Raw genomic sequence first — 17,709 nt, forward strand, 5'->3', positions numbered from 1 at the left:
CGAAGCCGTTCGCTCACCCGAAGATCAAATACCCGGCGCCGCTGATGAAGAAGTTCAGGATGATGACCGTGAGGGAGGAGTTCACGACGGCGCGGGTGGTGGCCCAGCCCACGCCCTCGGAGCCGCCGAAGGTGGACAGGCCGCAGTAGCCGCTGACCACCGGGATGGCCGCGCCGTAGGCGACGCACTTGCTGAGGCCGATGGTCAGATCACCGGCGTCCACCAGGCTGATGTTCACGAAGGTGCGGGGGTTGATGTCGAAGAACGCGTAGCCGGTCCACATGCCGGTGCAGAAGGCCACTGTGCAGGCGATGACGACGAGCACCGTGGTCATGAAGATGCTGGCCACGAAGCGCGGCTTGATCAGGTAGTCCACGGGATCCGCAGCGCACATGCGGAGGGCGTCCACCTGCTCGGTGACCACCATGGAGCCGATCTCGGCAGCGATGCCGGCGCCCACGCGGGTGGCGAGCATGAGGGCGGAGATGCTGGCCGCCAAGTCGCGCACCAGGATCTCGAGGAAGGTGGCGCCGAGCAGGGAGAGATCCGGCACCACGCGCTTGGTCTGCACGCCGGCCTGATACACGAGGATCATGCCGATGAAGCCCATCACGACGCACAAGAAGACGAGCGAGCGATTGCCGATCTCGTACATCTCCTTGACGATGGCGCCGGGCCGACGCTGCCCGCGGGCGGTGTAGTACAGCGTCTTGACGAACACCGAGTACATCTCGCGACCCGCGGCGAGGAGCTTCAAGAACGCGGCGCCGAGCGCAGCGACGCCCGTCTTTTCATGGACGATGGCGTCTTCGTCGACGGTGCCGACGGCGGTGCTGGCGGGGGCGGTATCCGCGTTCGACATGGCTCAGCCGATCGCGAAGGACACGATGTAGTCCAGGATGAAGATGCCCGCTGCGCTCACCACCACGGTGGCGTTCACGGAGCGACCCACGCCGGGGGCGCCGCCGCTGGTGGAGATGCCGAACTGGCAGCTCGCCAGCGCGATGACGATGCCGAACACCACGCTCTTGATCAGGCCGTGGTTCACGTCGCTCAGATCCAGGAGCCCGGCGGTGAGCCCGTTGTAGAACACGGCGGGGTCCACCCCCAAGATGCCGAGGCCCGCGTAGGCCGCGCCGAACAGCGCCAGCGCGTCGGCGAACACCGTGGACAGGAACAGCGTCGTCACGATGCCGATGAAGCGCGGCACGATCAAAAAGCTGATGGGATCGATGGCCAGCGCCCGGAGGGCGTCAATCTGCTCGGTGACCACCATGGTACCGAGCTCGGCGGTGTTGTTCGCGCCGACGCGACCGGAGATCATCAAGGCCGTCAGGAGCGGGCCGATCTCCCGCAGTGTGCCGAAGCCCGCACCCCAGCCGAGCAGGCCCTGGGCGTTGTAGCGCTCCACGATGGGGGCGGCCTGGATCACCATGATGCCTCCGGTGAACAGCGCCGTGACCACCACGATGGGCAGCGACTTCACGCCCATCTTGTACATGTTGCGGAGCAGCTCGCTCTTGTCGAAGTTCAGGCGCAGGAGCCGCACCATGATGCGTCCGAGCATCACCCCCATGCCGCCCACCACGGTGGCCGCGCTCAAGAAGAACTCGCCGAGCAGGGCGAAGGGGGTCAGCGCTCGGGTGGTGGACATCCGCCGCCGAGATTAGTGCATCTTTGCGACAAAGCTCCACAAGCGCTGCCGGATCCCGATTTTGTTGGTCCGGCGCGATGCCCGGATCAGCGCGTCAGCTCCGCGCCGCTCGCTGCCAGCGCGAGCACGGCCTCGGCGGTCGGTAGGGTGTGGCTTCGGAGCGTCAGCACCACGCTCGAAGCGTCCACCCGGCGGAGCTCGACGCCCGGGTGCTGCGCGTGAAACGCCGCATCCCGGGGATCCGGCGGCGGCGCGTCGAGCCCCAAGCGCTGCCGCAGGAAGGCGCCCAGCCGGGCGAAGCTGCTCGGCGGCGGCGGCAGCTCGGCGGAGCCGATGCGAAGCTCGAGAGCGAACTCCGTCTCCGTCGCGCCGCCCCGCAGGTGGACGTCCAGGGGTGCGAGCTCGGGCAGCCGGAGACCCAAGCCGTCCGGATCGAAGTGCCCGCGCCGCTCGGCGTTGCGGTAGCCGGATGTAGTGCGGAGACCGAGCTCGCGCATCAGGCCGAGCACGACGGATTCTCGTTCGGAACGCTCGCGCTGCCGCGCGGCGTTCTGTTGACGTTCCGTGAGGGGCACCTCGACCGTCTCGAGGCTGCCGTCGCGGAAGCCGACCAAGAGCTTCCGATCGTTCACGAAGGCGAGGGCCGACGCGCGCCCCTCCAGGTGCAGCCGACCAAGACTCTGACCGGCGCCCAGGTCCCACAGCAGCACGGGGGCGTCGAACGGCGCGACGGCCAGCACGCCGGCTCGGGAGAACGCGGCGTCCACTGCCAGGAACGCCGGGATCGGGCGGCGGACCTCCAGGCGCCGGGAGTCGAGGAGCACCAACGCGTCGCTATCTCGTACGGCGAGGAGGCTGCGATCCGGCGCCAGCGCGAGCACTTTCGAGTAGTCACCGGGCCGCGTCGCACGGGCGGTCTGAGCCACGTAGTCGACGATCGAGAGCCGCTTCGGCTCGAGGATCACCAGCGTGGTGTCGTCGAGAAAGGCGACTCGGAGCGGCTCGTCGCAGCCGACTTGGGCGATCGATTGGCGATCTTCGAGCCGTAGCACCACCACCGCGCCCCGCGTCGTGTAGGCGACCGATTCGCCTTGGGGTGACAGGGCGACGCCCGCGTCGCTGAGCATCGGGTTGGTACGGAACACGGCTTCTTGGCGCCCGTCGGAGGCTCGCCAGACCCGCACCGTGTCGTCGGCGGAGGTGCTGACCCAGAGGCTGGCGTCGGGCGCGATGGCCACGTCGTCGACGGTGTTGTCGTGCTCGGCGATCACGACCTCACGTGCGCCCTCGACGTCCCACAGCCGCGTGGAGTGATCGATGGAGGCGCTGACGGCGAGCCGGCCGTCGTCGGCGACGACCACACGGCGGATCTCGCCGAGGTGTCCGTCCTGCGTCGTCAGCTCGGTGCCGCGCCGTGCGTCATAGCAGGCGATGGCGCTGACGCTGGCGCAGGCGAGGGTGTCGGCGTCCAGGAAGTCGAGGGCGGCGTCGGCGCGCTGCGGATCGAGGCCGAAGCGCAGCTTGCCGCTGTCCGCCTCGAGCACCTCGACGTCGCCGAAGAAGCCCATCACGGCCACGCTGCGTTCTTCGGGGCACACGGCGAGAGCCGAGGCGTCGCCGTCGCGCTGCCAGATCCGCTTGCCGCTGTCCGCCTCGAGCAGCTGGGGACCTGCGCCGGCGCAGTACAAACGCTCGCCGTCGGCACTGAAACGCACGCGGCGCGCCTGCTGTGCGTGACTCCACAGCAGCCGGCGGCTCGCGAGCTCCGCGGCCGTGGGAAAGGCGCCGAATGGCCGTGGTGGAGCCGGAGTGACGGAAGGCGCGGGTTCCAAAGCGGGCCATGGCGAACGATCCCAGAGTGGCCGGGACGGGCCCTTCGTCAAGCCGCGACGGGGCTCGCGCCGCACCAACATCCAGATGTCAGAGGGGGCCCTCGGGGATGCCGTGGACGAACTGATGCACGTAGGGGTCGCGGCTCGCCTTCGCTTCTTCCGTGGTGCCGTCGAAGATCAGCCGACCGCGGTACATCATGCCCACGCGATCCGTGACCGTGAGCAGGCGATCGAGATCGCTCGAGACCATGACCACGGTGGCGTTCGCCGCGCGTTGCTCGTCGCGCAGCAGATTGAAGATCTTCTGGCTGGTGACGGGATCGAGTCCTGCCGCGGGCTCGTCGTAGAGCACGATGGGGGCTTGGGCGACGGTAGCGCGGGCGACGCCCACGCGCTTCTTCTGCCCGCCGGAGAGGCCCGACGGCATGCGCTCCTCGAAGCCGGGGAGCGACACGCAGGAGAGGCGCTCGGCGATGCGCTCCTTGATCTCCTGCTCTTGCAGATCGAACAGCCGCCGCAGTGGGAACGCGATGTTCTCTGCGACGGTCATGAAGTCGAACAGGGCGTTGTTCTGGAACAGCATGCCGATGCGCTTGCGAAACTCCTGCAGCTCAAGATCCGTCATCGACAAGATGTCCTTGTCGTCGATCAGCACGCGGCCGCCGTCGGGACGAATCAGCCCGGTCATCAGCTTGAGCATCACGCTCTTGCCGCTGGCGCCGGGGCCGATGAGCCCGTAGAGGCAGCCCGCGGGCACGAAAAGATCGATGCCGCGGAGGACGGGGCGATCGAAGCTCTTCTCGATGCCTTCGAGGCGGATCACCGAGCGTCTCGCTGAGCCGCCTCCGCCGACAGGCGCGTCTCCGCAAGCTCCTGCTGGGTCTTGCGGATGCGGGCCCACAGCGCCACGAGCAGCCCGATGAGCACGACGTTGAGCAACGCGGCGGCGCCCACCAGGAGGCGCAGCGGGGTCATGGAGGAGCGGGTCACGGTGATGGGGCCGAAGCGTGCGAGATCGCGCTCCGCAGGGTGCGGCGGCTCGGGGGTGGAGGACATCACCACCGACACGTTCTTCTCGCTGAGCCCCGGCACCGCTCCCGACACCAGTCGCTGAACGTCGGCGGCGCTGATCGGAGGCGTGGCGCCGCGGTGGCGAACCAGCACGCTGGCCGTGGGCGTGGGCGTGTCTTCTTCGCCCAGCGGACCTTTGACGGGGACCGCCAGGTGCACCCGGGCGTCGAGGACGCCGCCGATGGCACGGAGGGAGCGCTCCAAGTCGCCGGAGGTTCCCGCCACCAGCTTGGCGTGCTCGGCGGTGCGGCTGGGCACCAGGGAGCCCTCTCCCAGCGTATCGAGCACGCCCGGTGCTTGCGGCGGGGGCAGGTTGTTCTGCTGTAGGATGGTGATGGCGGCGGAGGCGTCGTCGCGGGAGACGGTCACCCGAAAGCGCCCCTCCACGGTCGGATCCGACTCCTTGGCGGCGGCGACGTTGCCGCCTTCCAGAGCGACCAGGACTTCGTTCGCATCCGGCTCGCTCAGCCCGCTGGCGACGGGCACGGAGCAGCCTGCGACCAGCAAGAGGATGGGTAGGACCCCCAGTTTTCGCATGGTCTTACTTGAACGCTGTGCGGGTGACGTCGAGCTTGGGATTGGAGGGGAACGACAGTCCGCGCACGGCACCTGCGATGCAGGAAGCGATGCCGCCGTTGCGCGGATTGGTAGTCACGGTGACACCCACGGCACGGCCGTTCTGCACTGCCGCGCAGATGTTGATCTCCATGGTGTCCGGCACTCCGCAGTGCCCGAAGTAGCTGCCGCGGTTCAACACCGCGCCGTACTGGCCGGCGGTGAGGTCGGCCTGGCCTTTCTGGCCGCCGATGGTGATCTCTTCGTTGTAGCGAGCGACCGCGCCCTCGCAGCTCATGCCGCCGCCGAGGATGGGGATGCCGTTGCTGACCCCGACGACTCCGCCCTTGCCGCCGCCGTGGCGCTTCTTGGGCACCTTCAGGCCGCCGTCGGTCTCGATGTTGGTGACCGTTTCGCCGTGAACGGCGATGGCGTCGTCCTTGCTGCCGCGCTGGGTGAGGAACCATACGCCGGCGGCGACCACGATGGCGCCCACCACCGCAGTGCCGATCAGCGCCTTGCTGGTGGTGCTCTTGCGCTCCTGGACGACGGTGCGCTCGAGCGCTTCCTTCTCGGCCTTGATGTCGCGGTTCAACCGCGCGTGCTCGGCGAAGGGCGCGAACTCTTCCCAGTCCTTGATCGGGCGCTCGTCCTTGCTGAAGGCGTCGCGCAGGACGTCGGCGTCCACGAAGGTGTGGCTTGCGATCTGCTGCAGCAGCTCCACGGCGCTGAAGGGCCCGTGGTCCATGCCGTCCTTGATGACCACGTAGCGAGGACGCTTGTCCCGCTCGAGGCGCGCCTTGAGCGCCGCCAGCTCGGTGGTGGAGTCCGCCTTGGGCTGGGAGGCGGGGGCCTCCCTCACCGCGACGTCGTAGGGGCTTGGTCCCAGGTCTGCGGCCATCGGGCTCGAGGGCGCCGGGGGCAGCATGGAGAGGGAGATGTCGACCTCGAAGTTCTCGTCGTGATCGAGGTGACTCTCGTCCGCGGAGGGAGGCGGAATCGTCCCAGTGGGCGCCAGGTGGTGGAAGGCCTGGGCCAGGGCGCGAAGGTCGTCCGGGCGATGGGTGGGATCGGCCACCAACGCCTTGCTGAGGATCAGCTCCAGCTCGGAGGGAAGGGTGGGCACCACTTCCGAGGGCCGTCGCATGCCAGGCGAGACGTACTCGCCGGTCACCAGCTCGTACAGGATCGCCCCGAGGGCGTAGACCGTGGCGCGTGAGTTGCCCGGCTTCCCCTCGCGTTCCTCCGGAGCCATGCACGCCTTGTCCCGGGGTAGCGTGGGCGCCAAGAGCGCCAGCTCCGGCGAGACGTGATAGCTGCCGTCGTCCGCGGTCGCGATGCTGGACGGATGGACGTAGAGCACTTCCCCCGCGTCGTGGCGGTCGGCGATCTCGACCGCGAGCGGAACGATGATGTGAATGGCCTCGCGCAGTGTCGCGGGGCGCCCGTGAGACCGAGCCTCCTCCAGGCGGGCACGCAAGGTTCCGGGGCGAACGATGGCCCCCACCGGAAGCGGGGTGCCGATGCGTTGTGCACTCGACATATGGGCTCGCGAGGATAGCAAAACCTCAAATGGGCGTCTCGCCGTCCCGTAGGGCCCGGAAAATTCCGATCACAACGGGGTTTCGTCGTCGCGCTGGCCGCCGTGCCAGGGATCCCGCCGCTTTTTGTAGGTGCCCCGCAGGAAAGCGCTCATGACGGGTGCAATGTTCTTGGGTACGTCTTCGTCCCACTCGCCTCCATGGACGTAGTCCAGTGGGCGATTGCTGCTGCCGAGCAGGGCGAAGCCCGGGATCTTGTCGGTGGGGACGTTGAGGTAGCTGAGCTCCCCTGCAAAATCCCTGGCGTTCACCCGCACCATCCGCAGCTTCCCGAGGGCGCGCTGCATGTTCGGGTCCGGCAGCGCCGCGGCCACGCCATTGCATGGTTTGCAGTCGTCTGCGACCACCCACAACACCAGCTTCTCGCCGCTCTTCTTGGCTTCCTTGCGCTGGGCCTCGAGGACGCTGATCAGGGAATCTCCATCCCGCCCGACGTCGACCAGGTCGACGCTGCCCACGTGGGTGACCACGACCCCCGTCTCGCGGCTGGCAGCGCCCCGTCCGCGGACGGGCGTGGGAGGCGCGCTGGTGGCCGTGGGAGTGGGGAACGGGGTGGGCGGGGGCAGGTACACCGGCGGCGGCGCCGGCGTGGATCGCGTGGCCACCGGGCTGGGCCGAGCGATGTACGTGATGAGCACTGCCAACATCACCACGGAGATGACGACGTTCAGCACGCCCAGGGCGATCGCTGCCGTCGCCAGACCACGGCCACCGCGGCGGCCCTGGGAGCGCGCAATCTCACCCCGGGCCGCGATGCCCAGAGTGAGACCGAGCAAGCCGCCAACGGCGGGCAGACACACGAAGCCCAGCAGCGACGACGCGAAGGCGGCGATGGCGGTGCCGCTGGTCTTGCCGCCGGCCGTCGTGTCCTCGAAGGGCGACGGCGCGTGGGGATCCGGGATGGGCGCTTCGCTGTCGATCAAATGGGGTGAGGGAAACATACCGCCACCCCCCTGCACCGCAACCCGCGTCTCAGAACCCGACACCCACCGAGGCCACAGCCAGCACCCACGGCGATACGCTGTTGGCGGACTCCGAGCGGATGGCCGGCACGGCACCCATCACGTCGATGGACGCTCGGGCGTCGGTGCCGCGTACCGGCAGCACGTACTCCAGCGAGCCGCGCAGGATCCCGATGCCGAGGTTCTGGGCGGAGAGCTGGCCAGTGGTGGAGTCTTCGACATCCATCCGCGCCAAGCCCGCGCCAGCGCCCAAGATCGGATGCAGGCGGCGATCGTAGCCGAAGTCGATCCACAGCTCCCCCGCATACTGCGACAGTCCTCGATCCGCTCCGACCCGCACCCAGGCGCCGCTGGCCCGGAGGCCCGCCGCCTTCTCGCCGATGTCGAGGGCAGCGAACAGTCCGCCGGCGGGAGCGCCGTCGCTGATGCGCAACGCGGGTCCCGTATGGATGCGCACCGTGGACGAAGGGAAGTACTCGTCCGGCGGGGGCTCGTAGTAGTGGGGATGGTCGTAGTAGCCGTCGTCCGACCCGCGGGCGATGGTGGGCTGGCCATCCGGCGGCTCGGAGAAGGGCTGGGCCCGGCAGAGCGGTGCGAAGGCGACGATGGTCAAGGCGGCAGCGGTTCCCAACAGGGCCGGCGAGGTGGTCATGGGTCCTCCAAAAAGCGACGGTTCGCATGGAGAACGCGCGACCCGGGCGAGACTTACGCTAAGGTTTCGGGCGATGCGAAAAGCGGGCGCCCTGCTGGCTTTGGTGGCTTTGCTGGTGAGCTCTACGGCCGTGGCAGCGGGGCCGGGGCAGGGCGACGTGGCGGGCGACCCGGCGCCCGGCTCTCCTGCTGCCATCAAGCGCGCGAAGAAGCACTTCCAAACCGCCCTGACCTCCTACAAGAACGGCGCCTACCGGGAGGCGATCGCCGAGCTGCAGGAGGCCCTGCGCTTCGATCCCAACGGCAAGGACCTCGTCTACAACCTGGCCGTGGTCCACGAGAAGCTCGGGGAGCTGGACCAGGCCATCGAGCAGTTTCGGCGCTACTCCCAGATGGAGACGGATCCGAAGGAGATCGAGCGGGTCGAAAAGACGATCAAGCGTCTGGAGGGCGCGCGGGACGAGCTCAGGGCCAAGGAGCAGGCGGCGACGCCACCGCCCACGGAACGGCCGCCCCCGAAACCCGACGAGCCCGCCCCGGAACCCGAGCTGCGCACCACGCGGGTGGTGATTCCGCCGGCCGAGAAGGGCCGCTTGGACGCATTCACCTATGGGGCGGCGGGCGTTGCCGGCGTGGCGACGGTGGTAGGTGTGGTGTATGCGGTGCGTGCGGTGAGCACGCGCCCGGGAAGCGACGAGGCAACCGGTCCGAACAGCACCGTGTTCGAGCTTCAAGACCGCGCACAGCGTGCCCACAACTATGCGGTGACCGCTGACGTCGCCTTCGTGATCGCCGCGTTGAGCGGCGGTGCGACGGCGCTGCTCTACTTCGGCCGCGACAAGGAAGCCTCGCCCCCGACCCGCATCGCCGTGGACCGGACCGGGGTGCGTCTGAGCACGGGGGTCGCCTTTTGATCCGCACGCTGCTGGCCACGCTGCTGGTCGCCGTCTTCGTGAGCTGCAGTGTGGTCGTTCCCGAAGAGCTGGACCCCATCCGCTGCACCCAAGAAGGCGCCGTGGGGCCGCCCGCGTGTCCTGGGGAGCAGCGGTGTCTGTATGGCGCCTGCACTCCGTGTGGGGCCAACGGCTGTGGCGACTCCGTCGGCAGTCCCTGCAGCGCCGGGGGCTGCAACGAGGGTCAGTTTTGTGCCGACCCCAAGGCTCTCGGTTTTCAAGGACCGCTGTTCTGTACCAAGGGGTGCTGCACCTCGGAGGACTGCGGGACCGGCAACGCGGTTTGCTTCCCGACCGGCAGCGGCGCGTCCCTGTGTATCCCCGGGCAGGTCGTGGGGCGGAACGTGGTGGGTCAAAAGCCCGCCGGTACCTCCTGCGCCGGTGGTGCCGAGTGCCGCTCGGGCCTGTGCGATGGAAACCTCTGCTCCGACGTGTGCTGTGGAGCGCAGGACTGTCCCAGCAACGCGCCCGAGTGCACCCTGCGCCAAGTCCCGGGTGCCAGCCGGCAAGCGTTCGTGTGCGGCCAGCCATATGGGACCTCCACCACGGGAGAGCAGTGCTCGGGGGGTAACTCCTGCGCCACCGGCGCGTGTGTCGTCTCCAACCCCAACTACTGCACGCAGACGTGCTGCCGCACCGATAACTGCCCGCAAGGCCTCAAGTGTGTGTACGACACGGACGACACCGTGGGCTACCGGGTGTGCGAATCCACCGGCATCCCTGGCGGTCCGCTGCCCATCGGATCCCCGTGCAGCCAAAATACCGAGTGCAAGACGGCGCAGTGCGTCCAAGTGGGCCAACTGGCCCCGTTTTGCACGGATGCGTGCTGCAGCGACTCGGATTGCGGGGACACCACGGCCTTCGCTTGTCGGCCCCTGTTCGACGCCAAAGGCACTGCGCTCTTGCTCTGCGTTCCCAGGTAGTTCAATAAAACGGGATTGGGGGCTCTCCCCCATCATGAGCTCCGGTCCCAACGCCTTCCCAGACTCGATTCCGCCTCCGCGGCCGGCGAAGGTGTGTCCACGCTGCCGGCGGAGTCCTGACGCGGCGCCGGATCGCACGATGGTGGGGCCGGGCAAGTTGCCGCGCTGCCCCGAGCATGGGTTGGCCTATGTGGACGCCGCGGAGCTCGACGCGGCGGGCGCCGACAACCTGCTGGGCGAGACTGTTGGCGGGCGCTTCGTGGTGCTGGGTCGTTTGGGGGCTGGCTCCATGGGGGCCGTGTATCGCGCGCGCCAGGAAGCCGTGGGTCGCGACGTAGCGCTCAAGATCGTCCGGCGCGAGCGCGCCTACGATGCCGAAACGAAAGTGCGTTTCGAACGCGAGGCCCGGGCCACCAGCTCGCTGGTGAGCCCGCACACCGTGACGGTGTTCGATTTCGGGGAGAGCGAGGACGGCTCCTGGTACATGGCCATGGAGCTCTTGGTCGGGGAAACTCTCGGCGAGCGTTTGCGCAAGGTACGGCGCCTGCCGATGGCGGACGCGGTTCGCGTCACCCGGGAAGCGCTGAAATCCCTGGCAGAGGCTCACGCCAAGGGCATCGTTCATCGCGACCTCAAGCCCGACAACCTGTTCCTGATGCAAATGCCCGGGGAAGGGGGCACGCCCGTCGAGGTGTGCAAGGTCCTCGACTTCGGCATCGCGAAGCTGGTGCGAGGCGATGACCAGCAGGTGGACACCCTCGAGACGCAGGCCGGGACCGTGTTCGGAACGCCACGCTACATGTCGCCGGAGCAGGCCCAAGGCGTGGCCCTCGACGCGCGTAGCGACATCTATTCACTGGGCGTGATCCTCTATCAAATGCTCGCTGGACGGGCGCCCTTCGTGGACGATGACGCCGTGGTGGTCATGGCCCGCCACATCAAGGACGAACCACCGCGGTTCTCCGAAATCGCGCCAGACGCGATGATTCCGCCAGCCTTGGAGGCGGTGGTGTTTCGCGCCCTCACCAAGCGCCCGGAAGCGCGACAGCAGAGCGCCGAGCAGCTGAGCGTGGAGCTCGAGGCGGCGCTCGATCAACTGGGGCCGCTGACGACCGGCGCCCACGCGACCAGTTGGGTCGGACCGCCCACCACACTGGTCGGCGCCCCCAAACCCTCGCGTTTGCCCGTCGCTCTGGGCCTCGCCGTCGGCGGCACCGTGCTCGCCGGAGTCCTGGGATTTTGGGCGGTTCGTGCGTTCGCGACCCGCTCGGCACCGGCCACCTCGTCGCCCGCGGCCATCGCCGATAGCTCCAGCGCGGCTCCCACGCCCGCCGTCACGATCGATCTCGACGCGCCACAGATGGCTACCAGCGCCAACGCCCAGAGCGATGCCGGAGCGAAAAAGCCCGAGAAGCATCGACCGGTGTGGCGCGGTTACGTGAAGCCGGGGGCGAAACCCGGCGCCAAGACCCCAGGCTCGGAACGCTACGGCCGCTTCGAGTAGAAGGACGTAAGTCCGCGTTGCGGCTCGGATATGGCGCGTGATAGCTTCCGTCCCGCGATGGACCCCCGCGAGATGGAGGCGCTTGTCCAGCGCCTGGTCCAAAACCCGCACGACCAGGAAGCGATCACGTACGCCCACCATGCGGGCCAGAGCGACCCTCGCTCATACGCGATGCTTCTCGAGAAGGTGGGTACGGCCACGAGTGACCCTGCGTTTGCGTGCCACTGGCTGACGGAAGCTGCCCAGGTTTGGTCCGAGACGTTGGGCGATGCCCACCGCGCCGCGCGCGCGCTCATGATCGCTATCGACCGCGATCCCACCCAGCCCACGCCGGCCGAGAGGTTGGCGACGCTGTATCGGGACAAGGGCGATACCAAGGCGCTGGTGGCGCTGCAGGAACGTCGGGCCAAGGCCCTGGCGCCCCTCGCCCACAGCGACGCGGAGATGCGCGCCTACGTCGCGGGGCTGCACGAGGAGCTCGCCCGGCTGTGGTCCGAGCCGCCGCTCTCCCAGACCAAGAAGGCGATCGACAACTACCGCCGGGCGATCGAGTACGACCCCGGTAGCCAGTACGCGATCTACGCCCTGCGCGAGCTGCTCAAGGGCGCGCAGATGTGGAACGACGCGATCCCCTACTTCTCGATGGAGCTCGCGCTGGTCGACGACCCGGAGCGGCAGGTCGCGCTGTATCGGGACGAGGCGGAGGTGCGGAAATCCGCGGGCGACAACCACGGCGCCGCGGATGCGTTGCGCCAGGCCCGTGCCATCGACGGTGGGCAGGACGCCGGGCTGAAGCAGGAGCTCGCGACCCTCACCCTCGATCGCGTCCGAGCCGGCGAGCAGGTCCACCCGGACGAAGCCGCGGAGTGCGCCCAGCTGTTCGCGGAGCTCGCCGACGAGTTCCCGGGCGAGCACGCCTACAGCTACTCGCTGTGCGCTCTCGACGCGGAGCCCGGCCACGATCGCGCCATCCAGCTCGCCATGTACTACGCGGAGCAACTCGGTCGGCAGGCCGAGGTGGGGCCCCGCGCCGCCGCGTACCTGAAGGCGAACCCGCACGGTGCTCTAGCTCAAGAGGCGCGCGATCTCGTCAGCCAGGCGATGGCGTCCGACAGCGCCGACGACTCCATGATCGACGCCCTGGCGCCCGCGGCGGACGCGTCCAGCCAGGAGCGCGTGCGGGCATTGCTCGACGTCGCGGACGCCCTCGTGCGCAAGGCGAAGAAGCACGAGGCCGCGGCGAAGTTCCAAGAGATCGTCGCCATCGATCCGGCCAACAACGATGCCGTGAGCTTCCTCGAGGGCTACCTGCGGCAGACGCGCAAGTACGCCGAGCTTCGGGACGTGCTGCTGAACGCCTCCAAGACCACCGGGGTGGATCCGGACGCCCGCAAGGGATGGCTGCGCGAAATCGCAGGGCTGTGCGAGACGCAGCTCCGGGATCTGGACGGCGCCATCTATGCGTGGAAGCAGCTCCTGGCGGTGGATCGCACCGAAGAAGGCCCGCGCACGCAGCTGCGCCGGCTCTTGGAGCGGGCTCAGCGCTGGGACGATCTGACCACGCTGCTCGAGCAAGAGGCGGAGCAAGAGACGGACACCGAGGCCCGCATCTCCATGGAGAAGAGCCTCGCCAAGTTGCACGAGCAGAAGCGCAAGGATCCCGTGGCCGCAGGCGAAGCCTGGGCGCGGATCGCGAGCCTGGCCCTGGGGGACGACGCCGCGCTGTCCACCGCGGTGAAGCTCTTCGAGCGCGGCGAGCGTGCGGATCTCGCGGCGTCCACCATTGCCGACAACGTCGGCGCCATCGAGGACGAGGGCGCCCGTTCCCAGCTGTACAAGAAGCTCGGCGAGCTTCGCGAGGCGGCTGGCGAGATGAGCGCTGCCGGCGATGCCTTTGCCGAGGCCGGCGCCTTGGGGCACGACGCCGGACTGTGGGAGTCGGCGGAACGCTGCTTCGTGGCCGCCGAGGTCTGGGACCAAGCCGCGGCGGCGGTGCAGCAGCGCGCGCAGCTCGCGGGAAAGCCGCGGGACCAGGCGGCGCTCTTGGCCAAGGAAGCGGACTACCTGGGCCGCGCCGGAGACGAGGCCAGCGCGGTGTTGCGCCTGGAGCAGTCCACGGACCTGGATCCCACCAACGAGGACTACGCTGCGGCCCTCGAGGAGCGCTACGCCCTCGGCCAGCGGACGGAAGATCTGGTCGCGTTCTTGCTGCGGCGAGCGGAAAAGCTCACCGACAAGGCCCAGCGCATGGCGCTGCGCAAGCGCGCCGCGAGCACCCAGCGAGAGCTGCTCACGGATCCCGACGGCGCCCGAGAGACGCTCACTCTGCTCCTTTCGGATGGTGACGACGCCGAAGCCCTCACGCTGCTCGCGGAAGACGCGGAGATGCGCAGCGAGTACAGCGACGCCGTGGAGTACCTGCACCGCTTGGCCAAGGGCGGCACCTTGGAGGGCGAGGCGAAGGTGGACGTGCTGCTGCGAGAAGCGCGCCTCGTCGCCGAGGGCCTCGACGACGCGGAAGGCGCCATCGAGCGCTACGAGAGCCTGCTGAAGAACCAGGACCCGAAGAACCGCATCGCCCTGGACGCCATCGCGGATCTGCACGAGAAGCGCCAAAACCCCAAGGGCACCGCGGACGCCCTGGAACGCCTACTGCTGATCACCGAAGAGCCGGGAGAGAAGCTGGGCGTGGCGCAACGGCTGGCGGGGCTATACGAGGGCGAGCTCGACGATCCTCGTGCTGCGGTGAAGATCCTCGACGTCATCCGTGAGCTCGACGAGGAAGACTTCGATGCGCTTCAGCGGCTGTGTGATCTGTCGGAGCGCCTCGAGGACTGGCAGCGCGTCGCGGAGCACTTGGCCGGGCTGATCGAGGTCGAGGGCGACGAAGAAGAAGTCGGCCGCATGACCCGCCGGCTCGCGGAGATCCTCAACGAGAAGCTCGAGAAGGGCGACGAAGCCCTCGCGGTGCTGATGGAGGTCGCGGACCAAGGCGACGAGCCGTGTCGTCAGGACTACGTGAAGCTCGGAGACGAGCTCGGCTGGAAGGGCATCGTCGCCACCAAGCTGGTGGAGTGGTACCTGGAGGCTCCCGTCGGCCCCGCGCGCCACGAAGCGCTGCGTGGCGCCTTCGATCGCTTCGTGGAGGTCGGTCGCGACTCCGACGCCGCGCAGGTGGCCCAAGAGCTGGTGCGCACCCGGGGCGCGGATCGGGAGCTGGCGGACAAGCTGGAAGAGATCTCCGTCAAGCTCAAGAACCTGGACGCCTTGGCGGTCGCCCACGACCTCCTGGTGCAGGATCTCAGCGGCCCGAGTCGCGCGGAAGAGATGGTACGGCAGGCCGAGGTGCTCGTCAGCGCCGGGGTCGACCCTCAAGAAGCGATGCAGCACGGCGAGCAGGCGCTCACCAGTGTGTCGCCGGAAGACGTGGAACCGTTGCTCGGCAGGCTCAGCAAGCTCGCCCCGGCGCCGGGTCACGTGATCGATCTGTACGAGCGTCAGGTCGTGCGCTGCAAGGCGCCGGCAGATCGACTGAACGCCCTCGCTCGCGCGGCGCAGATCGCTGCCGAGCACGACGCCCTCGACCGTGCTCGCGCGTTCTTCGACCTCGCGCTTTCGGGCGGCGTGCAAGAAGAGACGCTGGAAAAGTTGGAAGACGTCGCTCGCGCCGCGGACAAGGAGCACGACGACAGCCGGCTCATGACGGTGTTGGCGGAAGCGCTGGCGGCCGGAGGGCAGGGCTCCCGTGACGGCGGGCGCACCCGCAGCGCGCTGCTCCGCCGTGCCGCCGTGCTCGCGCATCGCGAGCTCGACGACATCGACAAGGCCTTCCACTGGCTGGGCGACGCGCTGGTCACCCACGTGGACGACACCTCGCTAGACGCCCTGGACGAGCTCGCGAACGAGATCGGCGATCCGAAGCGGGCGGAAACAGTGCTGAACCGCGCCCTCGAAGAAGTGTTCGACGGCCCGTTGGTGCGCAAGCTCTTGGCGCGCCGCGCGCAGATGCGTCGAGATCAGCTCGACGACAAGGCCGGGGCGGCAGGCGATCTCAAGCGCTTGCACGACCTGTCCCCTTCGGACAGCGGCGTGATGGACGACTTGGCGCAGCTCTACACCGAGCTCGCCGACTGGCGCGGCATGGTGCAGCTGTACGAAGATCAGATCCTGCGCGGGAAGGACGCCAACGCGCGAGCGGAGCTGGCGCGCAAGGTGGCTCGGCTGTGGGAAGAGAAGCTCGACGACCCGCGCGAGGCCGCCGATGCTTGGCGCCGGGTGCTGCGCATGAAGAGCGGCGATCCGGAAGCCACGGAGGGACTGGAACGCGCCAAGGCCGCCATGCTGGGGCGTCCGGCGAAGGCTCCGGAACCTCCGCCGCCCGCGCCCGAACCCGAGCCGGAGCCGGAGCCCGAAGCGCAGCCGGAGCCAGAGCCGGAGCCGGAGCCCGAAGCCGAGCCCGCGGCTTTCGACCAGACCCTCGACGAGGACGACGACGAAGGTCCGACCATACCGCCGGCCACCAGCGATGCCGCCGCGGCCCTGATGGCGGAGCAGCAGCTCGCCGGCATCAAGCCCGAGCGCCCCGACATCCAGTTCCCCACGGACGACGAAGTCACCATCAGCGCGTCGATCACGGAGCTGGGCGAGGTCGAGGCGCCCCCGCCGCCGGCCCATGGCGCGCCGCCGCCTCCGCCTCCGCCCCCGTCCTACGGCGCGCCGCCTCCGCCTCCGCCTCCGTCCTACGGCGCGGCGCCCCCGCCTCCGTCTTACGACGCGCCGCCCCCGGCGCCGCCGCTGCCGCCGCCCCCCAACGGCGGTGACATGCCGGACTTCGAGCCGCCAGAGGACCTGGATGCCACGGTCGTGAACCCGAATGCGGCCTTCGCAGCGTTCGAGGACACGACGGATCATGATCGCGTGGACGAAGCCGAAGACGTCGACGAAGACGAGCTCATCGTGGACGACGACGAGCTCATCGAAGAAGGCAGCTGAGCCACGACTACTTTTGTCGGGGCAGCGCGGAACCACGGTTCCGCGCCGGACCGACAAGAAAATGCAGAGAGCGGCGCTCAGGCGAGAGACACCGTCAGGCGACGGCCTTCGATGCGAGCGCCCAGGCCGAGGGGCATCGGCGCGTTGTGCCGGCCGTGCCCCATCGGCAGGCCCGCGAGCACGGGAACGCCGAGGGTCCCCAAGCGCTCGCGCAGCACGTCCAAGGCCGGCACGCCGTGAATGCCGGGGCCGCAGTCCGTGAGCTCACCCACGATCACGCCGGCGGCGCGATCGAAGGCGCCGCCGTCGATCAGCGCCGTCAGCATGCGATCGAGGCGATAGGCCGACTCGGTCACGTCTTCCAGCATCCACAGCGCACCGGGCGGTGGTGACAAGCGCCCCGCAGCGGCGCAGGTGAACAGCATCGTGAGGTTGCCCCCGAAGAGCGGCCCCTCGGCGCTGCCGCCGTACCAAAGCTCGAGGTCGTCGAAGCTGCGGGGCGTCTCGGGCGCCTCCAGGGCGGCGATCCACGCAGCGCGGGCGTGGGCGTCTCCGCGGCCCAGGCCGGCGGCGTTGTGGGCGTGCATCGATGCCACACCGATGCGCGCGGCTTCGACGTGGAGCGCCGTGATGTCGCTGAAGCCCACCAGCCACTTGGGGTGACGCGCCAGCGCGGCGAGATCGATGCTGGCGGCGATGCGCCCGAAGCCATAGCCGCCACGGGCCGCCACGATGGCGGAGAGGTCGGGATCGGCGAGGGCGGCGTTCAGCTCGTCACGCCGGCGCTCGTCCGTTCCGGCCAAAAAGCCGTGACGCACGAAGCAGCCGCGATCCACCTCCACGCGGTAGCGCTCGGACAAGAAGCCCATACCGCGCCACACCAAGGTGTGGTCGAAGGGGCCGGACGGCGCCACCACCCGAACGCGATCGCCGGGGCGGAGCGGGGGAGGACGGAGCACCGACCAAACGGTCGTTCTCGGGGCCTCCGGCGTCAAGCGGGGGGACGACGGA

The 17,709-nt window shown here is 69.0% G+C and carries 13 protein-coding genes; 4 read left to right on the forward strand and 9 right to left on the reverse strand.

Going from position 1 to position 17,709, the window contains the following annotated elements:
- Positions 1–13: 13 nt before the first annotated feature.
- The 8 genes from H6717_26190 to H6717_26225 form a co-directional block, all read right to left on the reverse strand.
- Positions 14–862 (reverse strand): ABC transporter permease, encoded by an 849-nt coding sequence (locus H6717_26190; GenBank protein ID MCB9580548.1) that lies wholly within the window; start codon positions 860–862, stop codon positions 14–16.
- A gap of 3 nt (positions 863–865) precedes the next feature.
- Complete coding sequence (locus tag H6717_26195; protein ID MCB9580549.1) at positions 866–1,654, reverse strand: ABC transporter permease; 789 nt, start codon at positions 1,652–1,654, stop codon at positions 866–868.
- An 86-nt stretch (positions 1,655–1,740) separates the two neighbouring features.
- Positions 1,741–3,369 carry a hypothetical protein gene (locus H6717_26200; GenBank protein MCB9580550.1) on the reverse strand — a complete coding sequence of 543 codons (1,629 nt, stop codon included), beginning with the start codon at positions 3,367–3,369 and terminating at the stop codon, positions 1,741–1,743.
- A gap of 205 nt (positions 3,370–3,574) precedes the next feature.
- Positions 3,575–4,309: an ATP-binding cassette domain-containing protein gene (locus H6717_26205; protein MCB9580551.1), complete on the reverse strand. Its 735-nt coding sequence runs from the start codon at positions 4,307–4,309 to the stop codon at positions 3,575–3,577.
- Positions 4,306–5,094: a hypothetical protein gene (locus H6717_26210; GenBank protein ID MCB9580552.1), complete on the reverse strand. Its 789-nt coding sequence runs from the start codon at positions 5,092–5,094 to the stop codon at positions 4,306–4,308. The genes H6717_26205 and H6717_26210 overlap by 4 nt, the downstream gene beginning before the upstream one ends.
- 4 nt (positions 5,095–5,098) lie before the next feature.
- Complete coding sequence (locus H6717_26215; protein MCB9580553.1) at positions 5,099–6,655, reverse strand: hypothetical protein; 1,557 nt, start codon at positions 6,653–6,655, stop codon at positions 5,099–5,101.
- Positions 6,656–6,724: 69 nt separating this feature from the next.
- Positions 6,725–7,546 carry a DUF4190 domain-containing protein gene (locus H6717_26220; protein ID MCB9580554.1) on the reverse strand — a complete coding sequence of 274 codons (822 nt, stop codon included), beginning with the start codon at positions 7,544–7,546 and terminating at the stop codon, positions 6,725–6,727.
- Between the two features lie 139 nt (positions 7,547–7,685).
- Positions 7,686–8,327: a hypothetical protein gene (locus H6717_26225; protein MCB9580555.1), complete on the reverse strand. Its 642-nt coding sequence runs from the start codon at positions 8,325–8,327 to the stop codon at positions 7,686–7,688.
- Positions 8,328–8,400: 73 nt separating this feature from the next.
- Here H6717_26225 and H6717_26230 point away from each other — a divergent pair, with 73 nt between their 5' ends.
- From H6717_26230 to H6717_26245, 4 genes are all read left to right on the forward strand, one after another.
- On the forward strand, positions 8,401–9,240 hold the full coding sequence (locus H6717_26230; GenBank protein ID MCB9580556.1) for a tetratricopeptide repeat protein: 840 nt from the start codon (positions 8,401–8,403) through the stop codon (positions 9,238–9,240).
- Positions 9,237–10,202: a hypothetical protein gene (locus H6717_26235; protein ID MCB9580557.1), complete on the forward strand. Its 966-nt coding sequence runs from the start codon at positions 9,237–9,239 to the stop codon at positions 10,200–10,202. The genes H6717_26230 and H6717_26235 overlap by 4 nt, the downstream gene beginning before the upstream one ends.
- 139 nt (positions 10,203–10,341) lie before the next feature.
- Entirely contained in the window at positions 10,342–11,706 is a 1,365-nt protein-coding gene (locus tag H6717_26240) for a serine/threonine protein kinase (protein MCB9580558.1), read from the forward strand.
- A gap of 171 nt (positions 11,707–11,877) precedes the next feature.
- Entirely contained in the window at positions 11,878–16,698 is a 4,821-nt protein-coding gene (locus H6717_26245; protein MCB9580559.1) for a hypothetical protein, read from the forward strand.
- Positions 16,699–16,775: 77 nt separating this feature from the next.
- Here H6717_26245 and H6717_26250 read toward each other — a convergent pair whose 3' ends face one another.
- Positions 16,776–17,693 (reverse strand): LD-carboxypeptidase, encoded by a 918-nt coding sequence (locus tag H6717_26250; GenBank protein ID MCB9580560.1) that lies wholly within the window; start codon positions 17,691–17,693, stop codon positions 16,776–16,778.
- Positions 17,694–17,709: the final 16 nt, after the last annotated feature.

The sequence above is a fragment of the Polyangiaceae bacterium genome (assembly GCA_020633235.1).
Taxonomy (GTDB): domain Bacteria; phylum Myxococcota_A; class Polyangia; order Polyangiales; family Polyangiaceae; genus JACKEA01.